General features: G+C 73.6%; 19 protein-coding genes. 8 read left to right on the plus strand and 11 right to left on the minus strand.

Going from position 1 to position 21,420, the window contains the following annotated elements; all coding sequences use genetic code 11:
- The first annotated feature begins 103 nt into the window (after window positions 1-103).
- Window positions 104-2,062, plus strand: a complete 1,959-nt coding sequence (gene pknB / locus IFT72_RS05720; RefSeq protein ID WP_197981281.1) for a Stk1 family PASTA domain-containing Ser/Thr kinase — start codon at window positions 104-106, stop codon at window positions 2,060-2,062.
- A 77-nt stretch (window positions 2,063-2,139) separates the two neighbouring features.
- Here the strand turns inward: pknB and IFT72_RS05725 are convergent, their stop codons facing one another.
- From IFT72_RS05725 to IFT72_RS05735, 3 genes are read right to left on the minus strand one after another with little or no spacing between them, the layout of a single operon-like run.
- Window positions 2,140-3,513 (minus strand): class II 3-deoxy-7-phosphoheptulonate synthase, encoded by a 1,374-nt coding sequence (locus IFT72_RS05725; RefSeq protein WP_371741183.1) that lies wholly within the window; start codon window positions 3,511-3,513, stop codon window positions 2,140-2,142.
- Window positions 3,514-3,565: 52 nt separating this feature from the next.
- Complete coding sequence (locus tag IFT72_RS05730; protein ID WP_056055110.1) at window positions 3,566-4,255, minus strand: 1-acyl-sn-glycerol-3-phosphate acyltransferase; 690 nt, start codon at window positions 4,253-4,255, stop codon at window positions 3,566-3,568.
- A gap of 34 nt (window positions 4,256-4,289) precedes the next feature.
- Window positions 4,290-5,240, minus strand: a complete 951-nt coding sequence (locus tag IFT72_RS05735; RefSeq protein ID WP_056055112.1) for an ROK family glucokinase — start codon at window positions 5,238-5,240, stop codon at window positions 4,290-4,292.
- A 99-nt stretch (window positions 5,241-5,339) separates the two neighbouring features.
- Here IFT72_RS05735 and IFT72_RS05740 point away from each other — a divergent pair, with 99 nt between their 5' ends.
- Window positions 5,340-7,193 (plus strand): AMP-binding protein, encoded by a 1,854-nt coding sequence (locus IFT72_RS05740; protein WP_192045748.1) that lies wholly within the window; start codon window positions 5,340-5,342, stop codon window positions 7,191-7,193.
- A gap of 28 nt (window positions 7,194-7,221) precedes the next feature.
- Here IFT72_RS05740 and IFT72_RS05745 read toward each other — a convergent pair whose 3' ends face one another.
- Together IFT72_RS05745 and IFT72_RS05750 are read right to left on the minus strand one after the other, a co-directional pair.
- Window positions 7,222-9,642: a hypothetical protein gene (locus tag IFT72_RS05745; protein ID WP_192045749.1), complete on the minus strand. Its 2,421-nt coding sequence runs from the start codon at window positions 9,640-9,642 to the stop codon at window positions 7,222-7,224.
- A gap of 145 nt (window positions 9,643-9,787) precedes the next feature.
- Window positions 9,788-10,285: a peptide deformylase gene (locus IFT72_RS05750; RefSeq protein WP_056055118.1), complete on the minus strand. Its 498-nt coding sequence runs from the start codon at window positions 10,283-10,285 to the stop codon at window positions 9,788-9,790.
- Window positions 10,286-10,388: 103 nt separating this feature from the next.
- On the opposite strand from IFT72_RS05750, the gene IFT72_RS05755 reads away from it, so the two are divergent.
- Entirely contained in the window at window positions 10,389-11,201 is an 813-nt protein-coding gene (locus tag IFT72_RS05755) for a ParA family protein (RefSeq protein WP_056055961.1), read from the plus strand.
- A gap of 84 nt (window positions 11,202-11,285) precedes the next feature.
- Here the strand turns inward: IFT72_RS05755 and IFT72_RS05760 are convergent, their stop codons facing one another.
- The 3 genes from IFT72_RS05760 to IFT72_RS05770 all read right to left on the minus strand — a co-directional run bounded on the left by IFT72_RS05760 (window position 11,286) and on the right by IFT72_RS05770 (window position 13,214).
- A complete protein-coding gene (locus IFT72_RS05760; RefSeq protein ID WP_056055120.1) occupies window positions 11,286-11,834 on the minus strand; it encodes a MerR family transcriptional regulator in 549 nt (182 codons plus the stop codon).
- 157 nt (window positions 11,835-11,991) lie between these two features.
- Window positions 11,992-12,690: a MerR family transcriptional regulator gene (locus IFT72_RS05765; protein WP_056055123.1), complete on the minus strand. Its 699-nt coding sequence runs from the start codon at window positions 12,688-12,690 to the stop codon at window positions 11,992-11,994.
- Entirely contained in the window at window positions 12,690-13,214 is a 525-nt protein-coding gene (locus tag IFT72_RS05770) for an FHA domain-containing protein (RefSeq protein ID WP_056055126.1), read from the minus strand. The genes IFT72_RS05765 and IFT72_RS05770 overlap by 1 nt, the downstream gene beginning before the upstream one ends.
- A gap of 224 nt (window positions 13,215-13,438) precedes the next feature.
- Here IFT72_RS05770 and IFT72_RS05775 point away from each other — a divergent pair, with 224 nt between their 5' ends.
- Complete coding sequence (locus IFT72_RS05775) at window positions 13,439-14,923, plus strand: S1C family serine protease (protein ID WP_192045750.1); 1,485 nt, start codon at window positions 13,439-13,441, stop codon at window positions 14,921-14,923.
- 115 nt (window positions 14,924-15,038) lie between these two features.
- Here IFT72_RS05775 and IFT72_RS05780 read toward each other — a convergent pair whose 3' ends face one another.
- Together IFT72_RS05780 and IFT72_RS05785 are read right to left on the minus strand one after the other, a co-directional pair.
- Window positions 15,039-15,971: an NUDIX hydrolase gene (locus IFT72_RS05780; RefSeq protein ID WP_235491183.1), complete on the minus strand. Its 933-nt coding sequence runs from the start codon at window positions 15,969-15,971 to the stop codon at window positions 15,039-15,041.
- 239 nt (window positions 15,972-16,210) lie between these two features.
- Window positions 16,211-17,164, minus strand: coding sequence for a nuclease-related domain-containing protein (locus tag IFT72_RS05785; protein WP_185232781.1), 954 nt, complete (start codon window positions 17,162-17,164; stop codon window positions 16,211-16,213).
- 130 nt (window positions 17,165-17,294) lie between these two features.
- On the opposite strand from IFT72_RS05785, the gene IFT72_RS05790 reads away from it, so the two are divergent.
- Window positions 17,295-18,440, plus strand: a complete 1,146-nt coding sequence (locus tag IFT72_RS05790; RefSeq protein ID WP_192045751.1) for a glycerol dehydrogenase — start codon at window positions 17,295-17,297, stop codon at window positions 18,438-18,440.
- A 78-nt stretch (window positions 18,441-18,518) separates the two neighbouring features.
- Here the strand turns inward: IFT72_RS05790 and IFT72_RS05795 are convergent, their stop codons facing one another.
- Window positions 18,519-18,851 (minus strand): PGPGW domain-containing protein, encoded by a 333-nt coding sequence (locus IFT72_RS05795; protein ID WP_056055136.1) that lies wholly within the window; start codon window positions 18,849-18,851, stop codon window positions 18,519-18,521.
- Between the two features lie 152 nt (window positions 18,852-19,003).
- On the opposite strand from IFT72_RS05795, the gene IFT72_RS05800 reads away from it, so the two are divergent.
- From IFT72_RS05800 to IFT72_RS05810, 3 genes are read left to right on the plus strand one after another with little or no spacing between them, the layout of a single operon-like run.
- Window positions 19,004-19,975, plus strand: a complete 972-nt coding sequence (locus tag IFT72_RS05800) for an aldo/keto reductase (protein WP_192045752.1) — start codon at window positions 19,004-19,006, stop codon at window positions 19,973-19,975.
- Between the two features lie 13 nt (window positions 19,976-19,988).
- Complete coding sequence (locus IFT72_RS05805; RefSeq protein ID WP_056055142.1) at window positions 19,989-20,867, plus strand: aldo/keto reductase; 879 nt, start codon at window positions 19,989-19,991, stop codon at window positions 20,865-20,867.
- Window positions 20,864-21,403, plus strand: coding sequence for a YbhB/YbcL family Raf kinase inhibitor-like protein (locus IFT72_RS05810; RefSeq protein ID WP_056055145.1), 540 nt, complete (start codon window positions 20,864-20,866; stop codon window positions 21,401-21,403). Before IFT72_RS05805 ends, IFT72_RS05810 begins: the two co-directional genes overlap by 4 nt.
- The last annotated feature ends 17 nt before the right edge of the window (window positions 21,404-21,420 follow it).

A 21,420-nucleotide genomic window follows, 5' to 3' on the forward strand; every position in this document is an offset into this window, starting at 1 on the left:
CCCGCCGACGCGCGCGTTCTTGCTGCCCCGCCGGTGAGTCCGCGCTGCCCGCGCCGGGCGAGTCCGTAGAATCTGCGGGGTGAGCGTGAACCAGACTGACCCGATGATCGGCCGTCTCATCGACGATCGTTACCAGGTCCGCTCACGCATCGCCCGGGGCGGCATGGCCACCGTGTACCTCGCCACCGACCTGCGGCTCGAACGTCGCGTCGCGATCAAGATCATGCACGGCCACCTCGCCGACGACGCCTCCTTCAAGGAGCGCTTCATCCAGGAGGCCCGCTCGGCCGCCCGGCTCGCCCACCCCAACGTGGTCAACGTCTTCGACCAGGGGCAGGACGACGACAGTGCGTACCTCGTCATGGAGTACCTGCCGGGCATCACGCTGCGCGAGCTGCTCCAGGACCACTCCGTGCTCACGAGCGAGCAGGCGATGGACATCCTCGAGGCGGTGCTGGCCGGCCTCGCCGCCGCGCACCGCGCCGGCATCGTGCACCGCGACCTCAAGCCCGAGAACGTGCTGCTGGCCGACGACGGCCGGATCAAGATCGGCGACTTCGGGCTCGCTCGTGCCGCCACCGCGAACACCGCCACCGGTGCGGCCCTGCTCGGGACGATCGCGTACCTGTCGCCGGAGCTGGTCACGCGCGGCATCGCCGACACCCGCAGCGACATCTACGCCCTCGGCATCATGCTCTACGAGATGCTCACCGGCGAGCAGCCCTACAAGGGCGAGCAGCCGATGCAGATCGCCTACCAGCACGCCAACGACACGGTGCCCGCACCGAGCCTCGTCGCACCGGGCGTGCCGGTGGAGCTCGACGAGCTCGTGCTCTGGGCCACGGCCCGTGACCCCGAGCACCGCCCCCGCGACGCCCGCGCGCTGCTCGAGCAGCTCGTCGACGTGCAGCGGGCGTTGGCCGACCCGGCGGGCGCGAGGCCCCCGCAGCGCACGATGGTGCTGCCGCCCGCCCCCGCGACGTCGCCGACCTCGGCGACGTCCGTGCTCCCCCACGGTGCGACGGGCGAGACGCACGTCCTCCCTCGGGCGCGCCACCGGACAGGGCCCGTCCCGCCCCCGCAGGCCGCCAACGTCGACAAGCTCGCCGCGGTGGCTGCCCGTCGTCGTCGCCGGGGCGCCGTGTGGCTCTCTCTCGTCGTCGTGCTCGCCCTGCTGGCCGGCGGCGCCGGCTGGTGGTTCAGCGCCGGACCCGGCGCGCAGGTCGCCGTCCCGGACGTCGCCGGCCAGGACCCGGCCACGGCGACGAGCGCCCTGGAGGCCGCGGGCCTCACCGTGGCGGGCGACCAGCGGCCCGACTTCTCCCCCACCGTCCCGGCGGGCCAGGTCACGGGGACCGATCCGTCGGCCGCCTCGCGCATCACGCGGGACCGCCCCGTCACGCTCCTCGTCTCGCAGGGCCCCGAGCAGCTGGACTTCCCCGTGGTCGTCGGACTGTCCGAGGACGACGCCCGCTCCGCCCTCGGGCAGTTCACCGTCCAGGACTCCGCCCGGCAGTTCGACGACTCCGCCCCGGAGGGCACCGTGCTCGCCGTCAGCGGCGTGGACGCCGCCGGCGCGCCCGTCGATCTCGCCGCCGCCCCGCAGTACGGCGATCAGCAGCCGGTGACCCTCACGGTCTCCGCCGGCGCCGTCCCGGACGTCAGCGGCCAGCCGCTGGCTGATGCCCAGGCGGCCCTCGCCGCCGTGTCGCTGACCGGGGTCGAGGCGGGCACCGAGTTCAGCGACACCGTCGCCTCCGGCTCGGTCATCCGCAGCGCGGCCCAGGGCGAGGGCGCCGTCGTCCCCGGCGCCTCGATCGACCTCGTCGTCTCGAAGGGGCCGGCACCGGTCACCGTCCCGGACGTCACGGGCAAGACCATCGACGACGCCGTGGCCGACCTGCGTGCCCTCGGCCTCCGCGTGACCTACGACAAGTGCACGAACTTCACCTGCGCCTTCTTCGACTGGGAGGCGCGCCTCACCGTCACCGCGACGGACCCCGCCGCGGGCGGCACCGCCTCTCGCGGCTCCACCGTCACCCTGAGCTACCGGGTCGAGTAGCTCGCCCCCGACACCTGACGCCCCGCCCTCTCGAGGAGGACGGGGCGTCAGGCGCAGGGGGATGCGGGAGGCGCGGGTCAGACGGCCGCCAGCTCCTCCGCGACGAGGAAGGCGAGCTCGAGCGACTGCATGTGGTTCAGGCGCGGGTCGCAGAGCGACTCGTACCGCGTCGCCAGGGTGGCCTCGTCGATGTGCTCGGACCCGCCGAGGCACTCGGTCACGTCGTCGCCGGTCAGCTCGATGTGGATGCCGCCGGGGTGGGTGCCCGCGGCACGGTGCGACTCGAAGAAGCCCTTGACCTCGTCCATGATCTCCTCGAACCGACGCGTCTTGTAGCCCGTCGGCGTCGTGAGGCCGTTGCCGTGCATCGGGTCGCTGACCCAGAGCGGCGTGGCGTCGGCGGCCGTGATGGCCTCGAGGAGGGGCGGCAGGGCGTCACGGATCCTGCCCGCGCCCATGCGGGTGATGAAGGTCAGGCGGCCGGGCTCGCGGTCGGGGTCGAGCACGTCGATCAGCCGCAGCATGTCGTCCGGGGTCGTGGTCGGGCCGAGCTTGACGCCGATGGGGTTGCGCACCCGAGAGAGGAAGTCGACGTGGGCGCCGTCGAGGTCTCGCGTGCGCTCGCCGATCCAGACGAAGTGGGACGAGAGGACGTAGGGCGTGCCCGTGCGGCTGTCGATGCGCGTCATGGGGCGCTCGTAGTCCATCAGGAGGCCCTCGTGGCTGGTGTAGAACTCGACGCGCTTGAGCTCGTCGAAGTCGGCCCCGGCGGCCTCCATGAAGCGGATGGCCTTGTCGATCTCGCGGGCGAGGTTCTCGTACTGGGCGTTGGCAGGGTTCCGGGCGAAGCCTTTGTTCCAGCTGTGCACCTGACGGAGGTCGGCGAAGCCGCCCTGCGTGAAGGCCCGGATCAGGTTGATGGTCGAGGCGGAGGTGTGGTACCCCTTCACGAGGCGTGCCGGGTCGGCGCGCCGGGACTCGGGCGTGAAGTCGTAGCCGTTGACGATGTCTCCGCGGTACGCGGGCAGGGTCACGCCGTCACGGGTCTCGTCGTCGCTCGAGCGGGGCTTGGCGAACTGGCCGGCCATGCGGCCCATCTTGATGACGGGCATCGACGCGCCGTAGGTCAGCACGACCGCCATCTGGAGGATGGTCTTGACCCGGTCGCGGATCTGGTCGGCCGTGGCCCCGGCGAAGGTCTCGGCGCAGTCGCCGCCCTGCAGCAGGAACGCCCGCCCCTGCGCCGCGGCGGCGAGCCGCTCGCGGAGGGTGTCGACCTCGCCGGCGAAGACGAGGGGCGGCAGCGTGGCGAGCTCGGCCGAGGCGGCCTCGACGGCCGCGCCGTCGGGCCAGCGGGGCTGCTGCTTGATCGGCAGGGTGCGCCAGTGGTCGAGGCCCTCGAGCACGTCGGCGTCGGCGATGGCTGCGAACGGTTCAGGGGGCTGGACCACGGTCGTCCTTGCGTCTCGGCGGGGCGGAGCCAGTCGGTTCCGACGAGCGAGCTTATCGCGAAAGGGCGGCGCGCTTCTCCTTGACGGAGGAGGCGTAGACGTCGGCGTACTCCTGGCCGCTGAGGGCCGCCAGCTCGTACATGATCTCGTCCGTGATCGACCGGAGGATGAACCGGTCGCCCTCCATGCCCTCGAACCGGCTGAAGTCGAGCGGCTCGCCGAAGACGACCCCGACCCGACGGATCTTCGGGATCTTCGTGCCGGTCTGCATCACCTTCTCGGTGTCGATCATGGCGACCGGCACGACCGGCACGTGCCCCTCGAGGATCATCCGGGCGACGCCGGTGCGGCCCCGGTAGAGGCGGCCGTCGGGGCTGCGCGTGCCCTCGGGGTAGATGCCCAGCTGCTCGCCCCGCGCCAGGACCGCCAGGCCCGTCGCGAGCGACGCCTCCGACGCCTTGCCCCCCGAGCGGTCGATGGAGAGCTGGCCGGTCGCGGTGAAGAAGAGCCGCATGGCCCAGCCCTTGACGCCGCGCCCCGTGAAGTAGTCGCTCTTGGCGAGGAAGGAGATGCGGCGCTCGAGGGCCAGGGGAAGGAAGATCGAGTCGACGAACGACAGGTGGTTGCTCGCGAAGATGACGGCACCGGTCGCGGGCACGTTCTCGAGGCCGCGCACCCACGGGCGGAAGACCGTGAGGACGAGCGGGCTCGCCACGAACGTCTTGAGGAACCAGTACAGCATCGGGCGGAGCCTCTCTTCTCTGAGCGGTCGGAGCCTAGCGGCTCGCGGCGTGCACCCGCGCGAGGTCGGCGGCGCCGACGACGCCCGCGTCGTTGACGAGCTCGGCGATGACGAACTCGGGCTCGGGGTGGTAGCCGCGCGCCGGCAGGTGCTCGAGGTAGGCAGCGCGGACGGGGGCGAGCAGCAGCTCGCCGGCCTGGGCGACGCCTCCGCCGAAGACGAAGACCTGGGGGTCGAGGATCGCGCTCAGCGACGCCGCGGCCTGGCCCAGCCAGGTGCCGAGCTGGCGGAGGGCCTCGAGGGCGCCCGGGTCCCCCGCCGTGAGCAGGTCGCTCACGTCGTGGCCGGTGAGCTCGCCCTTGCGCGTGCGGACCTCGGCGAGGGCGCTGCCCACGCCGCCCTGGTCGGCGACCTCGCCGGCCATGCGGAGGAGTGCCCGGCCCGAGCCGTACTGCTCGATGCAGCCGCGGGCCCCGCAGCCGCAGGGCAGGCCGTCGGGGACGATGCGCATGTGGCCGAGCTCGCCGCCCGTGCCGAAGCCTCCGCGCATGAGGCGGTCCTGGGCGACGACCGCCCCGCCGACGCCGGTGCCGATGGTGAGCATGGTCATGTCGCTGGCGAGGCGCCCGGCGCCGAACCGGAACTCGGCCCAGCCCGCGGCGTTCGCGTCGTTGTCGATCGTGATCGGGAGGTCGATGCGCTCCGCCAGGCGGGCGCGCAGGGGCTCGTTCCGCCACGCGATGTTCGGCGTGTAGTAGACGGTCGACTGCGAGGCGTCGATGAAGCCGGGGGCGGCGACGCCCGCGGCGACGACGTCGGGGTGGGCGGCGCGGAGGGCGGTGATCATCTCGACCACGGCGTCCACGATGGCGGCGGAGTCGCCGGCCGGGGTCGGCACGCGACGCTCCTCGACGATCTCCCCGAGTTCGGTGACGACGCCACCCGCGATCTTCGTACCACCGATGTCGATTCCGATTGCCTGCACGAACAGGGAGTCTAGCCTCGCCCCGCCCCCGGGCTCGCCACCGGACGGGCCGGTCCGGCTAGGGTGTGGTGACCGTCGTTCGGTACCGAAGGAGCTGCCGTGAACGAGCACACCACCCCCCTGGCCGTCGAGCCGGACCCCGCTGCCAACGCCACCGACCTCCTGGTCGAGCGAGCGGCCCTCACCCCCGACGCTGCCCTCTTCGCCGTCCCCGACGGCGTCGGCGGCTGGCGTGACGTCACCGCGGGCGACTTCCTCGCCCAGGTCCGGGCCCTCGCGAAGGGCCTGGTCGCCGCGGGCGTCGAGCCCGGCGAGAAGATCGGGCTGATGTGCCGCACTCGCTACGAGTGGACGCTGGTCGACTTCGCGACGTGGTTCGCGGGCGCCCTGCTCGTGCCCGTCTACGAGACGAGCGCGCCGAGCCAGGTCCACTGGAACCTCAGCGACTCCGGGGCCACCGCGGTGATCGTCGAGACCGCCGACCACTTCGCCAAGTTCGACGAGGTCCACCCCGAGCTGCCCGACGTGCGGCACGTCTGGCAGATCGACCTCGGCGACCTCGAGAAGCTCGCGGCGTCGGGCGGGGGCGTGCCCGACGAAGAGATCGAGCGGAGGCGACGCCTGGCCACCGCGGCGGACGTCGCGACCATCATCTACACGTCGGGGACGACGGGCCGACCCAAGGGCTGCGTGCTGACCCACGGGAACTTCGTCGAGACGAGCCGCAACGCCGCCGTCGCCATGGGCGAGGTCGTCGCACCCGGGTCGTCGACCCTGCTGTTCGTCACCACCGCCCACGTCTTCGCGCGCTTCATCGCCGTCCTCTCCGTGCACGCGGGGGTCAAGGTCGGGCACCAGGCCGACACGAAGCAGCTGCTCCCCTCCCTCGCGTCGTTCCGGCCGACCTTCCTCCTCGCCGTGCCGCGGGTCTTCGAGAAGGTCTACAACTCGGCGGAGCAGAAGGCGGAGGCCGGCGGGAAGGGCGGGGTGTTCCGGCGGGCCGCGGCCGTCGCGGTGGCCCACAGCAAGGCGCTCGACGCCGGCGAGGTGCCCCTCGGCCTCAAGCTCCGCTTCGCCCTGTTCGACCGGCTCGTCTACAGCAAGCTCAAGAAGGCGATGGGCGGCCGGATCCGGTACGCGGTCTCCGGCTCCGCCCCGCTCGGCACGCGCCTCGGGCACTTCTTCCGCAGCCTCGACATCCGCGTGCTCGAGGGCTACGGCCTCACCGAGACGACGGCCCCGGCGACGGTCAACCTCGTCTCGCGCTTCAAGATCGGCACGGTCGGCCCGGCGCTGCCGGGGGTCTCCGTCCGCATCGACGACGACGGGGAGGTGCTCGTGCGCGGCGAGAACGTCTTCGCCGGCTACTGGCGCGACGAGGCGGCGACCGCCGAGGTGCTGCGCGACGGCTGGTTCCGCACGGGCGACCTCGGCAGCCTCGACGACGAGGGGTACCTGACCATCACGGGTCGGAAGAAGGAGATCATCGTCACCGCGGGCGGGAAGAACGTCGCCCCGGCGGCCCTCGAGGACCCGATCCGGGCGAACCCGCTCGTCGGGCAGGTCGTCGTCGTCGGCGACCAGAAGCCGTTCGTCAGCGCCCTCGTGACCCTCGACGCCGAGATGCTGCCCGTCTGGCTCAACAACGCGGGCGAGGCGGCGGACATGCCGCTGGCCGAGGCCGCCCGGCACCCCAAGGTGCTCGCCGAGGTGCAGCGGGCCGTCGACGTGGCGAACGACGCCGTCTCGAGGGCCGAGTCGATCCGCAAGTTCGTGGTGCTGCCGGTGGAGCTTACCGAGGCCGCGGGCCACCTGACGCCGAAGATGAGCGTCAAGCGCGCGGTGGTCGTGCGCGACTTCGCCCAGGAGATCGCCGACCTCTACACGGTCTTCCCGACCACGGAGTCCGTGCGCACCGTCCCGGACGCCCCGACGGGGCGCCGGGGCCGGTGACCCCGGCGCACTCCCCCGCCGAGGCTCCTCAGACCGCCCGACAGGACAGCGTCGGGTTCTCTCCTCCCGCGTCGTCGATCGCGTAGACGCACACCGTCGATCCAGGCCGTGCCGTGACGGTCCGCTCGAAGCCGTGCGCGCCGCCCCACTCCGGGTAGGCGCGAGCGATGTCGGTTCGCTGAACCGACGCGGAGGTCGTCCCGGCGGCGCGGCCGTCGACGTAGACGTGCACGTCGATCGAGCGCGCCGTGTCGGGGTCGAGCGCCCAGCCCCGTACGGTCACCTGGTCGCCCGAGCGGACGGCTGTGTCGAACGCCCCGAGCGGGCGTGGGTCGAGGGTCACCGTGCGGCAGCCGAGGGCGGTGTTGGTCCCTCCGGCCGTGTCGATGCCGTAGGTGCACGCCTGGTACGTCCCGGCCCCCCTGGCCATGTCCACGCGGTAGCCGTGGGACTCGCCGTAGGACGGCCACGAGCGTGCGACGTCGGGGCGTGGGCGGTCGGCGGTGCCCTGCACGCCCTTCGCGCCCGCGTACAGGTGCACCGCGATGGGATCAGCCGCGTCCGGGTCGAGCGCCCAGCCCTCGGCCCGGAGTCCCCCGGGGATGCGCACGACCGTGTCGAGGGCACCCACGGGAGCCGAGGTGACGTCCACGTCACGGCAGCCCAGGTCGACGTCCTGGCCCGGCCCGACGTCGACCGCCACCGCGCACACGCTGTGCCGTCCGGAGGCGAGGGCCACGGTGGCGGTCCACCCCGTCCCGAGCGGCGCCCTCGGCACGGACCGTTGGACGTCCGGGCGGGGCTGCCCGGTCGTGACCGTCGTGAGGAGACCACCGCCGCGACCGTCCGTCAGACGCACCTGCACGGGCTGGGTCGTGTCGGGGTCGTGAGCCCAGCCCCGCAGGGTCGCTCCGCCGGGCCCTCGGACGATCTGGTCGACGCTGCCGCGCGGATCGCGAGCGACGTCCCGGAGCATCGTCACCGCCGTCCGGGAGAAGGCGAGGGCTCCCCCACCGGCGGGGTGCCGGAGGACGACCTCGACGCGGTACGACCCCTGGGGGCGACTGCCGAGGTCGAACGGGACCGAGTTGACGCCCTGCGCGACCGCGACCCCGGACGCGATCGTCTCGTAGGGCGTCCCCGGCGCACCCGTGCCGACCTTGACGTCGGCCGTCGTGCCCGGCACCCACGCCGCGTCGTGGAACCGCACGGTCGTCGCCTGCCGTGCCTCGGGATCGGCGCGCAGCGAGAAGGACCGCAGGTTCCACGTCGCCGCGCCCGGGTCCTCGTTCGGATCGAACCGGAGCGACGTCACCGTCTGACCGGCCCAGCCCACCCGCGGCCCGCCGGACTCCGGGTCCGTGACGTCACCGGCGGCGAGGTCGAGCGAGACGGTCCTCCCGTTGGCCCGCGACCACGTGAGGATGTCGTCGCTGACCTGGGGAGTGGTCGTCGAGGCGGTGTTCCAGATGACCCGGGCCATCTTGCCCCCGCCAGGGGTCTCCTCCAGCGAGAACGGCTCGTCGTAGGTGAGGTCGAAGCTCAGGTGGTGGAAGCGCGACGCGTCGAACGGCGAGACCGGGAAGAGCACCTGCGGGTCGTTCCGCACCGGAGACCCGTTCGTGGCCGTCATCCCCCGGGTGCCGTAGCCCGACACGCCGGCGTTGACGACCCGCACGCCCGGGACCGCGGACGTGAACGTCCACGGCGCCCCGCGCTGGGCACTGGCGAGGTCCTGTCCCTCGGACGGGACCGGGCTGTCGACCACGGGGATCGGGATGGGGTCGATGGTGACGTCGGGCCAGGCGCCGGGCGGGAGGCTCCCGTGCGGCCTCTCGGGCGCGAACAGCCGCATCCAGTCGAACGACGCGGAGACGGTGGCGGCGCCGTCGGGGAGCACGACGGGCTGCACCACGAGTCCCGTCACCTTCGTCGACGTCCACGGCACCTTCGCCGCGAGGACCGACGACGCGTCGAGACGGACGTCGTACACGTGGTCGCCGGGCACGAGCGGGAAGGTGAGGCCACCTCCGCACGCGGCCGAGAGCGATCGGCAGGTGAACCAGTACACGGCGCCGATGCCCCGGGCGGGCTGGTCCATCCGGAAGGACAGGTGCCGGTACCGGGACGAGTCGACGGGGGCGACCGCGCCGTCGCGGCCGTAGGGGAGCGACCCGGCGACGCTGGCGACGGGCTGGAACGTGGTCCCCGGACGGATCGCGATCGACATCCGGCCCCCGGAGACCGACAGGGACGGGGAGTTGGTCAGGTCGGTGTTCTGGTCCTCGGCGTTGGAGTAGTCCCACGGATCCCCGTAGGCCTCCGACGCGAAGTCCGGCGACTCGACCTCGACCGGGACCGCGGCGCTGGCCGGGCTGACGACAGCCACCTCCGGGACGAGCACGAGGGGCACCGCCAGGGCCGCCCCCGCCACCCACGCAGCGATCACCCGACCGCGTGCCGTCTTCCGTGCGTTCCCGCTGTTGTTCGCAGACCTCATGACAGGCTCCCTGATCCTGGACGTCGTCGCCCCCGGCCCCACTGTAGGTGGCGGTGCCCGCGGACCGGAACGCCCCGTGCGGGGTGCATCCGCCCTACGCGCGCCACCAGTCGCTGGCCCGGATCTGGCGCATCGCGTCGCGCTTCGTCTCGGGCTCCAGGGTCATCACGTAGAGGGTGCCGGCCAGGTGGTCCGTCTCGTGCTGCAGCGCCTGGGCCATCAGGCCCGTGCCCTCCAGCACCACGCGGTCGCCGGCGAGGTCGACCCCCTCGACCCGGGCGTACGACCACCGCGGGGTGGGGAACCAGAAGCCGGGCACCGAGAGGCAGCCCTCGTCGACGAGCTCCCGCTCGCCGGAGGCCTCGACGACCACGGGGTTGAGCACGTAGCCGACCTCTCCGTCGACGTTGTAGCTGAAGGCGCGCAGGTCGACCCCGATCTGGGGCGCGGCCACGCCGGCGCGCCCCGGCTCCCGCACGGTGTCGAGGAGGTCGGCGACGAGGGAGTCGAGCCGGGGGTCGCCGACGACGACGGGGTCGGCCGGGGAACGGAGGACGGGGTCGCCGAAGAGGCGGATGGTTCTGACGGTCACCCCCCTACTCCACCATGCCGCGCCCCCTCCGCGCGTCCACCCGCCGCGTGCCGCGCGGACGACGTGCAGGCGTCTCGACGCCGGGGACGGTATCGTCGTGGTCGTGCATGTACTCAGCGTCAGTTCTCTCAAGGGCGGCGTCGGCAAGACGACCGTGACGCTCGGGCTCACATCGGCGGCCTTCGCCAAGGGCCTCCGTACCCTGGTGGTCGACCTCGACCCGCAGTCCGACGTCTCGACGGGCCTCGACATCACCGTCGCGGGCCACCTCAACGTGGCCGACGTCCTCGCCTCCCCCAAGGAGAAGACCGTCCGCGCCGCGATCGCGCCGAGCGGCTGGACAAAGGGCCGCCAGGGCAAGATCGACGTCATGATCGGCAGCCCGTCGGCGATCAACTTCGACGGCCCGCACCCGTCGATCCGCGACATCTGGAAGCTCGAGGAGGCCCTGGCGAACGTCGAGGCCGACTACGACCTCGTCCTGATCGACTGTGCCCCGTCGCTCAACGCGCTCACCCGCACCGCCTGGGCCGCGTCCGACCGCGTCACCGTCGTGACCGAGCCCGGCCTGTTCAGCGTGGCCGCGGCCGACCGCGCGCTCCGGGCCATCGAGGAGATCCGTCGCGGGCTGTCACCGCGCCTCCAGCCCCTCGGCATCATCGTCAACCGCGCGCGCGTGCAGTCCATCGAGCACCAGTTCCGCATCAAGGAGCTCCGCGACATGTTCGGCCCCCTCGTGCTGAGCCCCCAGCTGCCGGAGCGCACCTCCCTGCAGCAGGCCCAGGGCGCCGCGAAGCCGCTCCACGCGTGGCCCGGCGAGAGCGCCCAGGAGATGGCCCGTAACTTCGACCAGCTGCTCGAGCGCATCATGCGCACGGCGAAGATCGGCGACTACGCGGAGCCCGCGGCCCGCTGATCGACGGCGCCCCTCCACGACGACGGCCCCCTCGCCCTTCACGGTGACGAGGGGCCCGTCTCGACGTGGAGGCCGGCGGGCCGGTCAGCTGGCGCGGGTGCCGCGACGCGCCGCGAGCTCGTCGGAGGGGTCGGCGGCGGGCGTGCTGTCGAGCTCGACGAGACTGGTCTCCACCTCGCGGAGGACCTTGCCCACGGCGATGCCGAAGACGCCCTGGCCGCGGCTGACGAGGTCGATGACCTCGTCGTCGGACGTGCAGAGGTAGACGCTGGCGCCGTCGCTCATCAGCGTGGTCTGCGCGAGGTCGTTGACCCCGGACTCACGGAGCTGGTTCACGGCCGTCCGGATCTGCTGCAGCGAGATGCCCGTGTCGAGGAGGCGCTTCACGAGCTTGAGCACGAGGATGTCGCGGAAGCCGTAGAGGCGCTGCGAGCCGGAGCCGGCGGCGCCGCGGATGGTGGGCTCGACGAGCCCGGTGCGGGCCCAGTAGTCGAGCTGGCGGTAGCTGATCCCGGCGGCGCGGGCGGCGACGGTGCCGCGGTAGCCGCTGTCGGAGTCGAGCTCGGGCAGGCCGTCCGTGAACAGGAGTCCCAGCTCGTAGCGGGAATCCTCGGGGGACCCTGACTCACTCATGCAGCTGCCTTCCACTGTTCTTCGTCCAGACCCGTAACGTTCAACATCGGGTTGATGGTTTGACCAAGACCCAAGGTACCCACACGAGGCGTCGGACGAGGCGACATCCGCCCGGAGCAGTCGGCGTGTCGAGGATATTCCTCCGCCGCCCCGCCGTCTACGTGTCGAGGCGCTCGAGGGCGGTGCGGAGCAGCGCGCCGCGGACGACGTCGAGCTGCTCGGTGATCTCGCGCGAGAGCTCGGCGACACGGGCACGGCCGGCGGCGTCGCGGCGACGAGCGACCGACGAGAGCGCGTTCTCGACGAGGCCCAGGTCGCGTTCGACGGAGGATCGGACGCCCCGGAGGTGCCTCGGCTCGATGCCCGACCGCGACAGCTCGACGAGGGCGGAGAGCATCGTCACGGCGTCGTCGCCGTACACGTCGGACGGGGCCACGAGGGAGGCGCTGATCGCGTCGTCGAGGAGGCCCGCGGAGGCGCCGGTGCGGTCGAGGAGCTCGTCGCGCGTGACGCGGCGGGGGTGCGACACGATCGACACGGGGGCCGAGCCGGTGGGCAGCGAGGTGGGGCGGCCGGCGTCGAGGTCGTCGAGGTGCTGGCGGATGACCTTGAGCGGCAGGTAGTGGTCGCGCTGCAGGCCGAGGATGAAGCGCAGGCGCTCGACGTCGGCCGGCGAGAACTTGCGGTAGCCCGAAGGCGTGCGCACCGGCGTGACGAGCTGGCGCTCCTCCAGGAAGCGCAGCTTGCTGTTGCTGAGGTCGGGGAACTCCGACTTGAGCCGCGCGAGCACCTGGCCGATGGTGAGCAGGTCGACGGGACCCGACTCGGCGGAGCGAGCGGCGGAGGAGCGGGGCACTACCCGATCGCCAGCTTGGCGAGGTCGACGCGCGAGGCGTAGAAGGTCAGACGGAACTTGCCGACCTGCACCTCGGCGCCGTCGCTGAGCAGGGCCTCGTCGATGCGGGTGCCGTCGAAGTACGTGCCGTTCAGCGAGCCGAGGTCACGGACGGTGAACGTCGTGCCCGAGCGGCGGAACTCCGCGTGCTTGCGGCTGACCGTCACGTCGTCGAGGAAGATGCCCGCGTCGGGGTGGCGACCGGCCACGGTGACGTCGGAGTCGAGGAGGAACCGGGCGCCGATGTTGGGGCCGCGGCGGACCACGAGGAGGGCGGACCCGGAGGGGAGGGCCGTGACGGCCTCGCGCTCGTCGGTGGAGACGCCGCCCTCGAGGGCGGCGAGCTGCGCCTGGAACTCCTCGTTGAAGCTGAGGGTCGTGTCGACCCCCGACGGTGCCGGGTCGGACGCGTGGCCCTGGTGAGCACGGGTGTGAACGTCGTCACCGTCGTGCGTGCCGGGGACGTTGTTGTCGGGCTCTGCCATCGTGGACCTCCTTCGGCGTCCCAGCGTATAGGAACTCGGACCGCCGACGGGAACCGGATCCGCCCTCGGAGGCCGCCCGGGGGCGACGGGGCGTCCGAGGGCGACGCCCTTCACGGCTCCTCCTCATGCGACTCCCGACGCGTTCATGGACTCGTCATCGGGAACGGACAGGGTGCCGACGTCTGATGGGGGCACGTCACCACGACAGCCACAGGAGGCACCCCATGGACCACCCCGAGCGCGACGAGAACGCCCGCACCGACGACGGCACGGACGACGTCCGCCAGCCCGCCCCGACGACACAGCCCGCCCCGACGCCGTCGGCCGCCGGCGACGGCTCGCCGACCGCCCACGTCCTCCCCCACGTCACGGGCTCGTCGGACGCCCGGTACGTCTCCGCGGCCCGCCCCGTGGCCGACGACGGGCACCAGTCGTACGACGCGGCTCCCGGCACGGCCGTGCCCCCGACCTTCGCCGGGCCGGGCGCGTCGCCCGTCGCCGCGGCGGGCCGTCGACGCTCCCGGCGCTGGCTCGCGCTGACCGGGGCCGCCGCCGCGGTCGTGCTCGTGGCCGGCGGCGCCGGTGCGGGAGCCTGGGCCGTCGGCCGCACGGCCGGCGAGGCCGCCGCGGCCTCCGCGGCGGCCCAGCGGCAGGCGCTCGAGCTCGCTCCGCAGCTGCTCGGCCCTCGCTCGGGCAGCACGGGCGGCTCGGGGAGCGCTCAGGGCGGCACCGGCAGCGCGCTGCCGGGCGACGGGACCCAGGGCGGGACGGGCACGACCGAGTCGTCGGCCGTGCCCGCGACGGAGGCGGAGACCGCGGGCGTGGTCACCATCGTCTCGACGCTGAACTACGACGAGTCGTACAAGTCGGCCGGCACGGGCATGGTCCTCACGGCGAACGGGCTCGTGCTGACCAACAACCACGTCGTGCAGGGGTCGACGAGCATCCAGGTGACCGACGAGGCCTCCGGGCGGACGTACACGGCCGACGTCGTCGGCACCGACGCGACGAACGACGTCGCCGTGCTCCAGCTGCGCGACGCGAGCGGGCTCACCCCCGTGACGTTCGACGACTCGGGCGACGTCGCCGTGGGCGACGCCGTGCACTCGACGGGCAACGCGGGCGGCACCGGAGACCTCGTGACGGCGACGGGCACCGTCCTGTCGACCGACGAGTCGATCCAGGTCCAGAGCGAGTCGGGCACGGGGACGGAGTCGCTGAGCGGGCTCATCGAGCTCCGGTCGGACGTCGTCTCGGGCGACTCCGGCGGGCCCCTCCGCGACGCCTCCGGCGACGTCGTCGGCATCGTGACCGCCGCCTCCTCGGGGACCACCCCGATCACGGGCTACGCGATCCCGATCGACGACGCGCTCGACATCGCGCGCCAGATCGAGTCCGGCACATCGAGCTCGACCGTGCAGATCGGCCTCCCCGCCTTCCTCGGCGCCGAGATCGCCAGCACCGCCACGGGCGGCGTCGCCGGCGTGCCGATCGCCGGCACGGTCGACGGGAGCGCGGCGGAGTCGGCGGGCCTCGTCGCCGGCGACGTGGTGACGGCCCTCGACGGCACGCCCGTGACCACGGCCCAGGCCCTGACCGCGGCGGTGACGGCGCACGCCTCGGGAGACCGCGTGACGGTCACCTGGACCGACGCGACGGGCGCCTCGCAGACCGCCACGGTCACCCTCGGGGACGGCCCCGCGGCCTGACCCGTGCGGCACCGCCGACGAGACGCCGTGGTCGCCCTCCGGGCGACCACGGCGTCGTCGTGTGCGGCGTGCGGTGGGCGGCGTGCGGTGGGTCGCGTGCGGCGCCGCCGGCGCCTCAGCTCGCGGGCAGCGCGTCGAGGGCCGCGAGCAGGCGGCCCGGGCCCACCACGTCGGCCCCCCGGGCCCGTACCCTGTCGCCGAGCTCGCGGTCGGCCGTCACGACGACGACCTGTCCGCCGCCGGTGCGCAGGCGGTCGACGACCTCGACGATCGCGGCGTCGCCGTCGGCGGGCGCCCGCACGACCGTGACGGGGTGGGCCGCGGTGCCCGAGGTGCGGGCCTCGGGGCCGTCGGCGGTCTCCGCCGCGCCCCGCGCCTCCCCCTCGAGGACGACGGTGACGTGCGGCCACCAGGAGGTCGCGGCGCCCGCCCCGGTCGGGGGCTCCGCCAGCACGAGGTCGGCCGGCAGGCCCGTGCGGGCCGCGGCCGAGAGCGCCCCGAGGAGGCGCGTGGCGGCCCCGGCACGGTCGCGCCACCAGCCGTCCGGGCGAGAGCCCACGACGTTGGCCGCGTCGACGACGAGGTGCGGGGCGAGGTCGAGCTGGGCCTCGAGCCCCGGCCAGGACGCCGCGAAGCCGGGGTGCAGCGGCAGGGCCGCGACGTCGGCGCGGGGCACCCAGGCGAGCTCGATGCTCTCCGCGTCGGAGATCACGGCCTCGAACGGCCGCTCGACCCGGGCCACGACGGTCGTGTACGACCACGGCGGCACCTCGAGCACGGACTCGAACACGAGCCGCAGGGCGTCGCCGGGCACGGCGGCCTCCTCGCCGCTCTCGCGGAGGGCGCCCTCGACCGCGGTCTCGTCGAACTGGCGGGCGCCGCCCGGCAGGCCCCAGGTGCCGCCGTGGTGGCTCCACTCGACGCGGTGCTGCAGGAGGACGCGGTCGTCGGCGTCGACGACGAGCAGGCCGGCTGCGCCCGCTCGGCCCCAGAAACGTCGGCCGTCGGAGGTCTCGACCCAGCCGTCAGCGGGTCCGTGGATGGTCACCCCGCGAGCTTGCCACACGCCGCCGGGAGCGGACCCGGCGAGGTGGCGGGCACGACCCATCCGATCCGGCGGAGGCTCCGAACGAGAACCCGGGGGCTGGTCCGGAACCCGATGTCGGACCATCCCCCACCCTCCCGCCCGGGGCGGGGACGACGAGGTCGCCGCCCGGGGCCGGGCCAGGGCCGCTGGTCGACGCGTCAGCCGGGCGCTCCGTGGAACGATCGGGCGGCCGCCACGGCCTAGACGAAGCGGATGGACTGCTGCAGTCGCTCGCGCACCTCGAAGACGTCGCTGATCGAGGTCCGGTCGCCGAGCTCGGGCCCGTACGTCAGGACGTGCGCCAGCAGCGACCGACGCAGCACCCAGGTGGAGCCGCGTCGACCGCGGCCGACCTGCTCGAGGGCCGGCGGGAAGTCGTCGTCGGGCACCACGATCAGCTGGTGCGTGAACGAGACGCGCGTGGCACGTCGCACGGCGCGGGCCTGGCGGGTGAGGTCGCGCACGGGCTGCTCGTGCTCGGGCACGCCGCTGCCGACCAGCTCGCCCCGGGAGACGACGAGCTCGCTCCCCCAGTCGGACGACTGGACGGCGAACAGGCCCGACGGGCCGAGCACGACGTGGTCGAGCTTGCCCTCGTCGCCGGCGTCGACGTCGCTCCAGATCGTGTAGCCGATGCCCAGGCCGGTGACCACGGCCACGGTCGCCTCCTCGGCGAGCGCGTCCGCCAGGACGTGGCGGATCTCGGGCGGGGCGGTGCGGACGAGCTGCTCGTCGTAGGGGTCGTCGAGGGGCACGCCGCGACCGACCCACTCCCGCATGAGGTCGAGGTACCGCTCGCGGTTGGCGCCTCCGGGGTGGCCGTGCACGCGGGCACGCGGCTGGGAGCCCGTGCGCGGAGCGTCGCGGGCCGGAGGGGCCCAGCTGAACGGGGCGCCGCCGGCGGTGCCGGGCCCCGGGGCGCGGGACCCTGACGTGGCGGGGCCGCGGCGGCGGTCGTAGGCGGCCCGCGCCTCCGGAGTCCCGACCTGCTCCCAGGCGAGCTGGAGGGAGCGGAAGGCCGCCGCGCTGCCGCCGAGGTCGGGGTGCGTCTCGCGCGCGAGGCGGCGGTAGGCGCGGCGGAGCTCGTCGTCGCTGACGCCGGCGGGCACGCCGAGCACCTCGTACGGGGTCGCGGAGGCGGGGCTGGGCGTCACCCGACGGACTTTACCGGGAGGGGCCTGAACCGCGGGTCCCGGCCCGCCGGGAGGCGGCTGGGCGTCGCCAGGGGCCGTCCAGAGCCGCCGCGTACCGTCGGGCCCGACCCCGTCGAGAGAGGAAGACACGATGACCACACCGGTCCGCACCGTCATGAGCCCCGCCCGCTACGTCCAGGGGAAGGACGCGATCACCCGCCTCGGCGAGTTCGTCGCCGCCATCGGCTCGTCGCCCCTGATCGTCTCCGACGACGTCGTCTGGGGACTCGTCGGCGACGCCGTCGAGACGAGCTTCGGCGGCTCGGAGCTGCGCGTCGAGAGGGTCGGCTTCGGCCGGTTCGCGACCCCGGCCGCCATCGACGAGCTCGCCGGGCAGATCCGGTCGACCGAGGCCGACGTCGTCGTCGGCATCGGGGGCGGCAGCGTCATCGACGCGGCGAAGGCGGCGGGCCACCTCGCCGGCGTCCGGTGGGTGAGCGTGCCCACGGTCGCCTCGACCGACGCCCCGACCTCAGCCCTCGCCGTCGTGTACTCGGAGGAGGGCGAGTTCCTCGAGTACCGCTTCTTCCCCCGGAACCCGGACCTCGTGCTCGTGGACACCCAGCTCGTCGCGAACGCCCCGGAGAAGTTCCTGGTCGCCGGCATCGGCGACGCCCTGGCGACCTGGCTGGAGGCGCGGGCCTCGTCGCGGGCACACGCCACGACCATGGCGGGCGGCCTGGCGACGAAGACGGGCGTGGCGCTGGCCCAGCTGTCGTGGGAGATCATCCACGAGAACGCGTTCTCGGCCCTCGAGGCGGTGCGCGACCACGTCGTCACGCCGGCCCTGGAGGACCTCGTCGAGGCGAACACGCTCCTCTCGGGCCTCGGCTTCGAGTCGGGGGGCCTCGCCGCCGCCCACGCGATCCACAACGGGCTGACCGCGGCTCCGCAGACGCACGGCCTCACCCACGGGCAGAAGGTCAACGTCGGCTCGATGACGCAGCTCGTGCTGGAGGGCGCTCCCCGTCAGGAGATCGAGGAGTTCGTCGTCTTCACCACCCGCGTCGGCCTGCCCAACACCCTCACCGAGATCGGGCTCTCCGTCGACGACCACGACGAGCTCCGGGCGGTGGCGGAGGCCGCCACGGTGGAGTCGGAGACGATCCACTCGATGCCGTTCCCCGTGACGGCCGACGACGTCGTCGCGGCGCTCACCGCGATCGAGCGGCTCTCGCGGAGCATCCGCGCCCAGGCCGGCCTGCCCGAGCCCGTCGCGTACGTCGCTCCGCACTAGGCGGACCGACGACGAGAGGGGCCCCCTGCGCAGGCAGGGGGCCCCTCTCGTCGTCGGCTGACCGGCCCGCGCCAGGGGTCAGGCGGCCCGGGCGGAGCGGGCGACGCGCCAGGCCCGCCAGCGCAGGTGCAGCCGGCGGCCGAGCCGTCGCACGGCCTGCGTGACCCGGTGGGCCGCGGGGAACTCCGTGCCGAGCACGGCCACCCCGACGAAGACGATCAACCACCCCGGGCCGGGCAGCGGGACGAGCACGAGCCCGAGGGCCACGACGAGGAGGCCCACGAGCGCGACGAGCACCTTGTAGGCGACGCGGAGGCGCGGCCACGCGTCGAGGCGGGCCCTGGCCGCGACGTAGCGGTCGCGGGCCCGGGCGCGTCGGGTGCCGGAGGCGGTGGTGCTGCGGGTCGACATGCCCCGACGGTAGGCGGTCGGGCTGGCAGGGCCCGCCGTGCCGCCTGCCAAGCGCCTGGGCACGCGGGGGTCAGCGGGCCCGCGGGCCGGCGCAGGTGGGGATCAGGCACCAGCTGTGAGCGGTCACCGGCCCGAGGGCGTAGCCAGGAGCCATGGACTACACACATCTGGGACGCACGGGGCTGTCCGTCTCGAGGGCGGTGCTCGGCACGATGAACTTCGGGCCGCAGACCTCCGAGGCCGACTCCCACGCGATCATGGACCGCGCCCACGACCTGGGCGTCAACTTCTTCGACACGGCGAACGTCTACGGCTGGCAGAAGGGCGAGGGCGTCACCGAGCAGATCATCGGCCGCTGGTTCGCCCGCGGCGGCGGCCGCCGCGAGAAGACGGTGCTCGCCACCAAGCTCTACGGCGACATGAGCGACTGGCCGAACGGCGGGAAGCTCAGCGCGCTGAACATCCGGCGGGCGCTGGACGAGAGCCTCACGCGGCTGCAGACCGACCACATCGACCTCTACCAGTTCCACCACGTGGACCGGGAGACGCCGTGGGAGGAGATCTGGCAGGCGATGGAGGTGGCCGTGCAGCAGGGCAAGGTGCTCTACGCCGGCAGCAGCAACTTCGCCGGCTGGCACATCGCGCAGGCGCAGGAGGCGGCGAAGGCCCGGCACTTCACCGGCCTCGTCAGCGAGCAGTCGATCTACAACCTCATCGTCCGCGACGTCGAGCGTGAGACCCTGCCGGCGGCCCGCGCCTACGGCCTGGGCATGATCCCGTGGTCGCCCCTGAACGGCGGCCTGCTGGGCGGAGTCGTCCGGAAGGCCGACCAGGGCGTCCGGCGCCTCGAGGGCCGGGCGGCCGAGTACGTGGCCGAGCACCGTGACCAGCTCGAGCGCTACGAGGCCCTGGCCGACGACCTCGGCCACGCCCCGGGCGAGCTCGCCCTGGCGTGGCTGCTGCACCAGCCGGGCGTCACCGGGCCCATCACCGGCCCGCGCACGATGGAGCAGCTCGAGTCGGCCGTCGCGGCCGTCGACATCCGACTCGACGACGACGCCCTCGGGCGCCTCGACGAGATCTTCCCCGGGCACCGCACGGCGCCCGAGGACTACGCGTGGTGAACAGGAGAACAGCATGAGGACACGGACCATCGGAGACGTCACCGTCAGCGCGATCGGCCTCGGGGCGATGCCCCTGTCGATCGAGGGCCGGCCGGAGGAGAAGCAGGCGGTGGCGACCATCCACGCCGCCCTCGAGCAGGGCATCACCCTGATCGACACGGCCGACGCCTACCACCAGCCCGGCGCGCACGAGGTCGGCCACAACGAGTCGCTCGTCGCCCGGGCGCTCGCCAGCTACCACGGCGACACGTCGGACGTGCTCGTCGCGACCAAGGGCGGCCACCTCCGCCCCGGGGCCGGCGACTGGTCGCAGAACGGCGACCCGGCCTACCTGAAGGAGGCGGCACGCGCGTCCGCGCAGCGCCTCGGCGTCGAGACCATCGGCCTCTACCAGTTCCACCGCCCGGACCCGGCCGTGCCGTACGCGGACTCGATCGGCGCCCTGGCGGAGCTGCTCGACGAGGGCGTGATCCGCATGGCGGGCATCTCGAACGCCGACGTCGACCAGATCCGCCTCGCGAACGAGGTGCTCGACGGCCGTCTCGTGTCGGTGCAGAACCAGTACTCGCCGGCCTTCCGGTCGAGCGAGGTCGAGCTGGCCCTCTGCGACGAGATGGGCATCGCCTTCCTGCCGTGGAGCCCCCTCGGCGGCATCACCGACGCGGCTGAGCTCGGGTCGAAGCACGCCGTCTTCGCGGAGATCGCGAACGCGCGGCGTCTCAGCCCCCAGGTGCTGACGCTCGCCTGGGAGCTCTCGAAGAGCGAGCTCGTCGTGCCGATCCCCGGCTCGCGACGACCGCAGACCATCATGGACTCGGCGACGGCGGCCACGGTCAAGCTGTCGGCCGACGAGATCCAGCGGCTCGACGCCGCGGCAGGAGGAGACGAATGAGCGACCCGCGCACGAACCCCTACGACAGCATCTCGGAGGTGCCGTCGTTCACGCTGACGAGCACAGACCTGGTCGACGGCGGCGTGCTGTCGACGCCCCAGGTGAGCGGCATCTTCGGCGCGGGCGGCGAGGACGTCAGCCCGCAGCTCTCGTGGTCGGGCGCCCCCGAGGGCACGAAGGGCTACGCGGTGACCGTGTACGACCCCGACGCCCCCACGGCAGCCGGCTTCTGGCACTGGGCGGTCGCCGACCTGCCCGCGACGACGACCTCGCTGCCCTCCGGGGCCGGTGACGACGACGGCTCGGGGCTGCCCGAGGGCGCCTACCAGCTGCCGAACGACGCGGGTCTCCGCCGCTTCCTCGGCGCGGCGCCACCGCAGGGCCACGGGCCGCACCGCTACTTCGTCGCCGTGCACGCGCTCGACGTCGAGACGACCGGCGTCGACGCCGGCGCCACGCCCACCCTGTTGGCCTTCACCATCCGCGACCACACCCTGGCGCGCGCGGTGGTGCACGCCACCTGGGAAGCGGCCTAGCCGCACACGGGCCCCNC

It is taken from the genome of Frigoribacterium sp. CFBP 8754 (assembly GCF_014841815.1).
GTDB classification, from domain to species: Bacteria; Actinomycetota; Actinomycetes; order Actinomycetales; family Microbacteriaceae; genus Frigoribacterium; species Frigoribacterium endophyticum.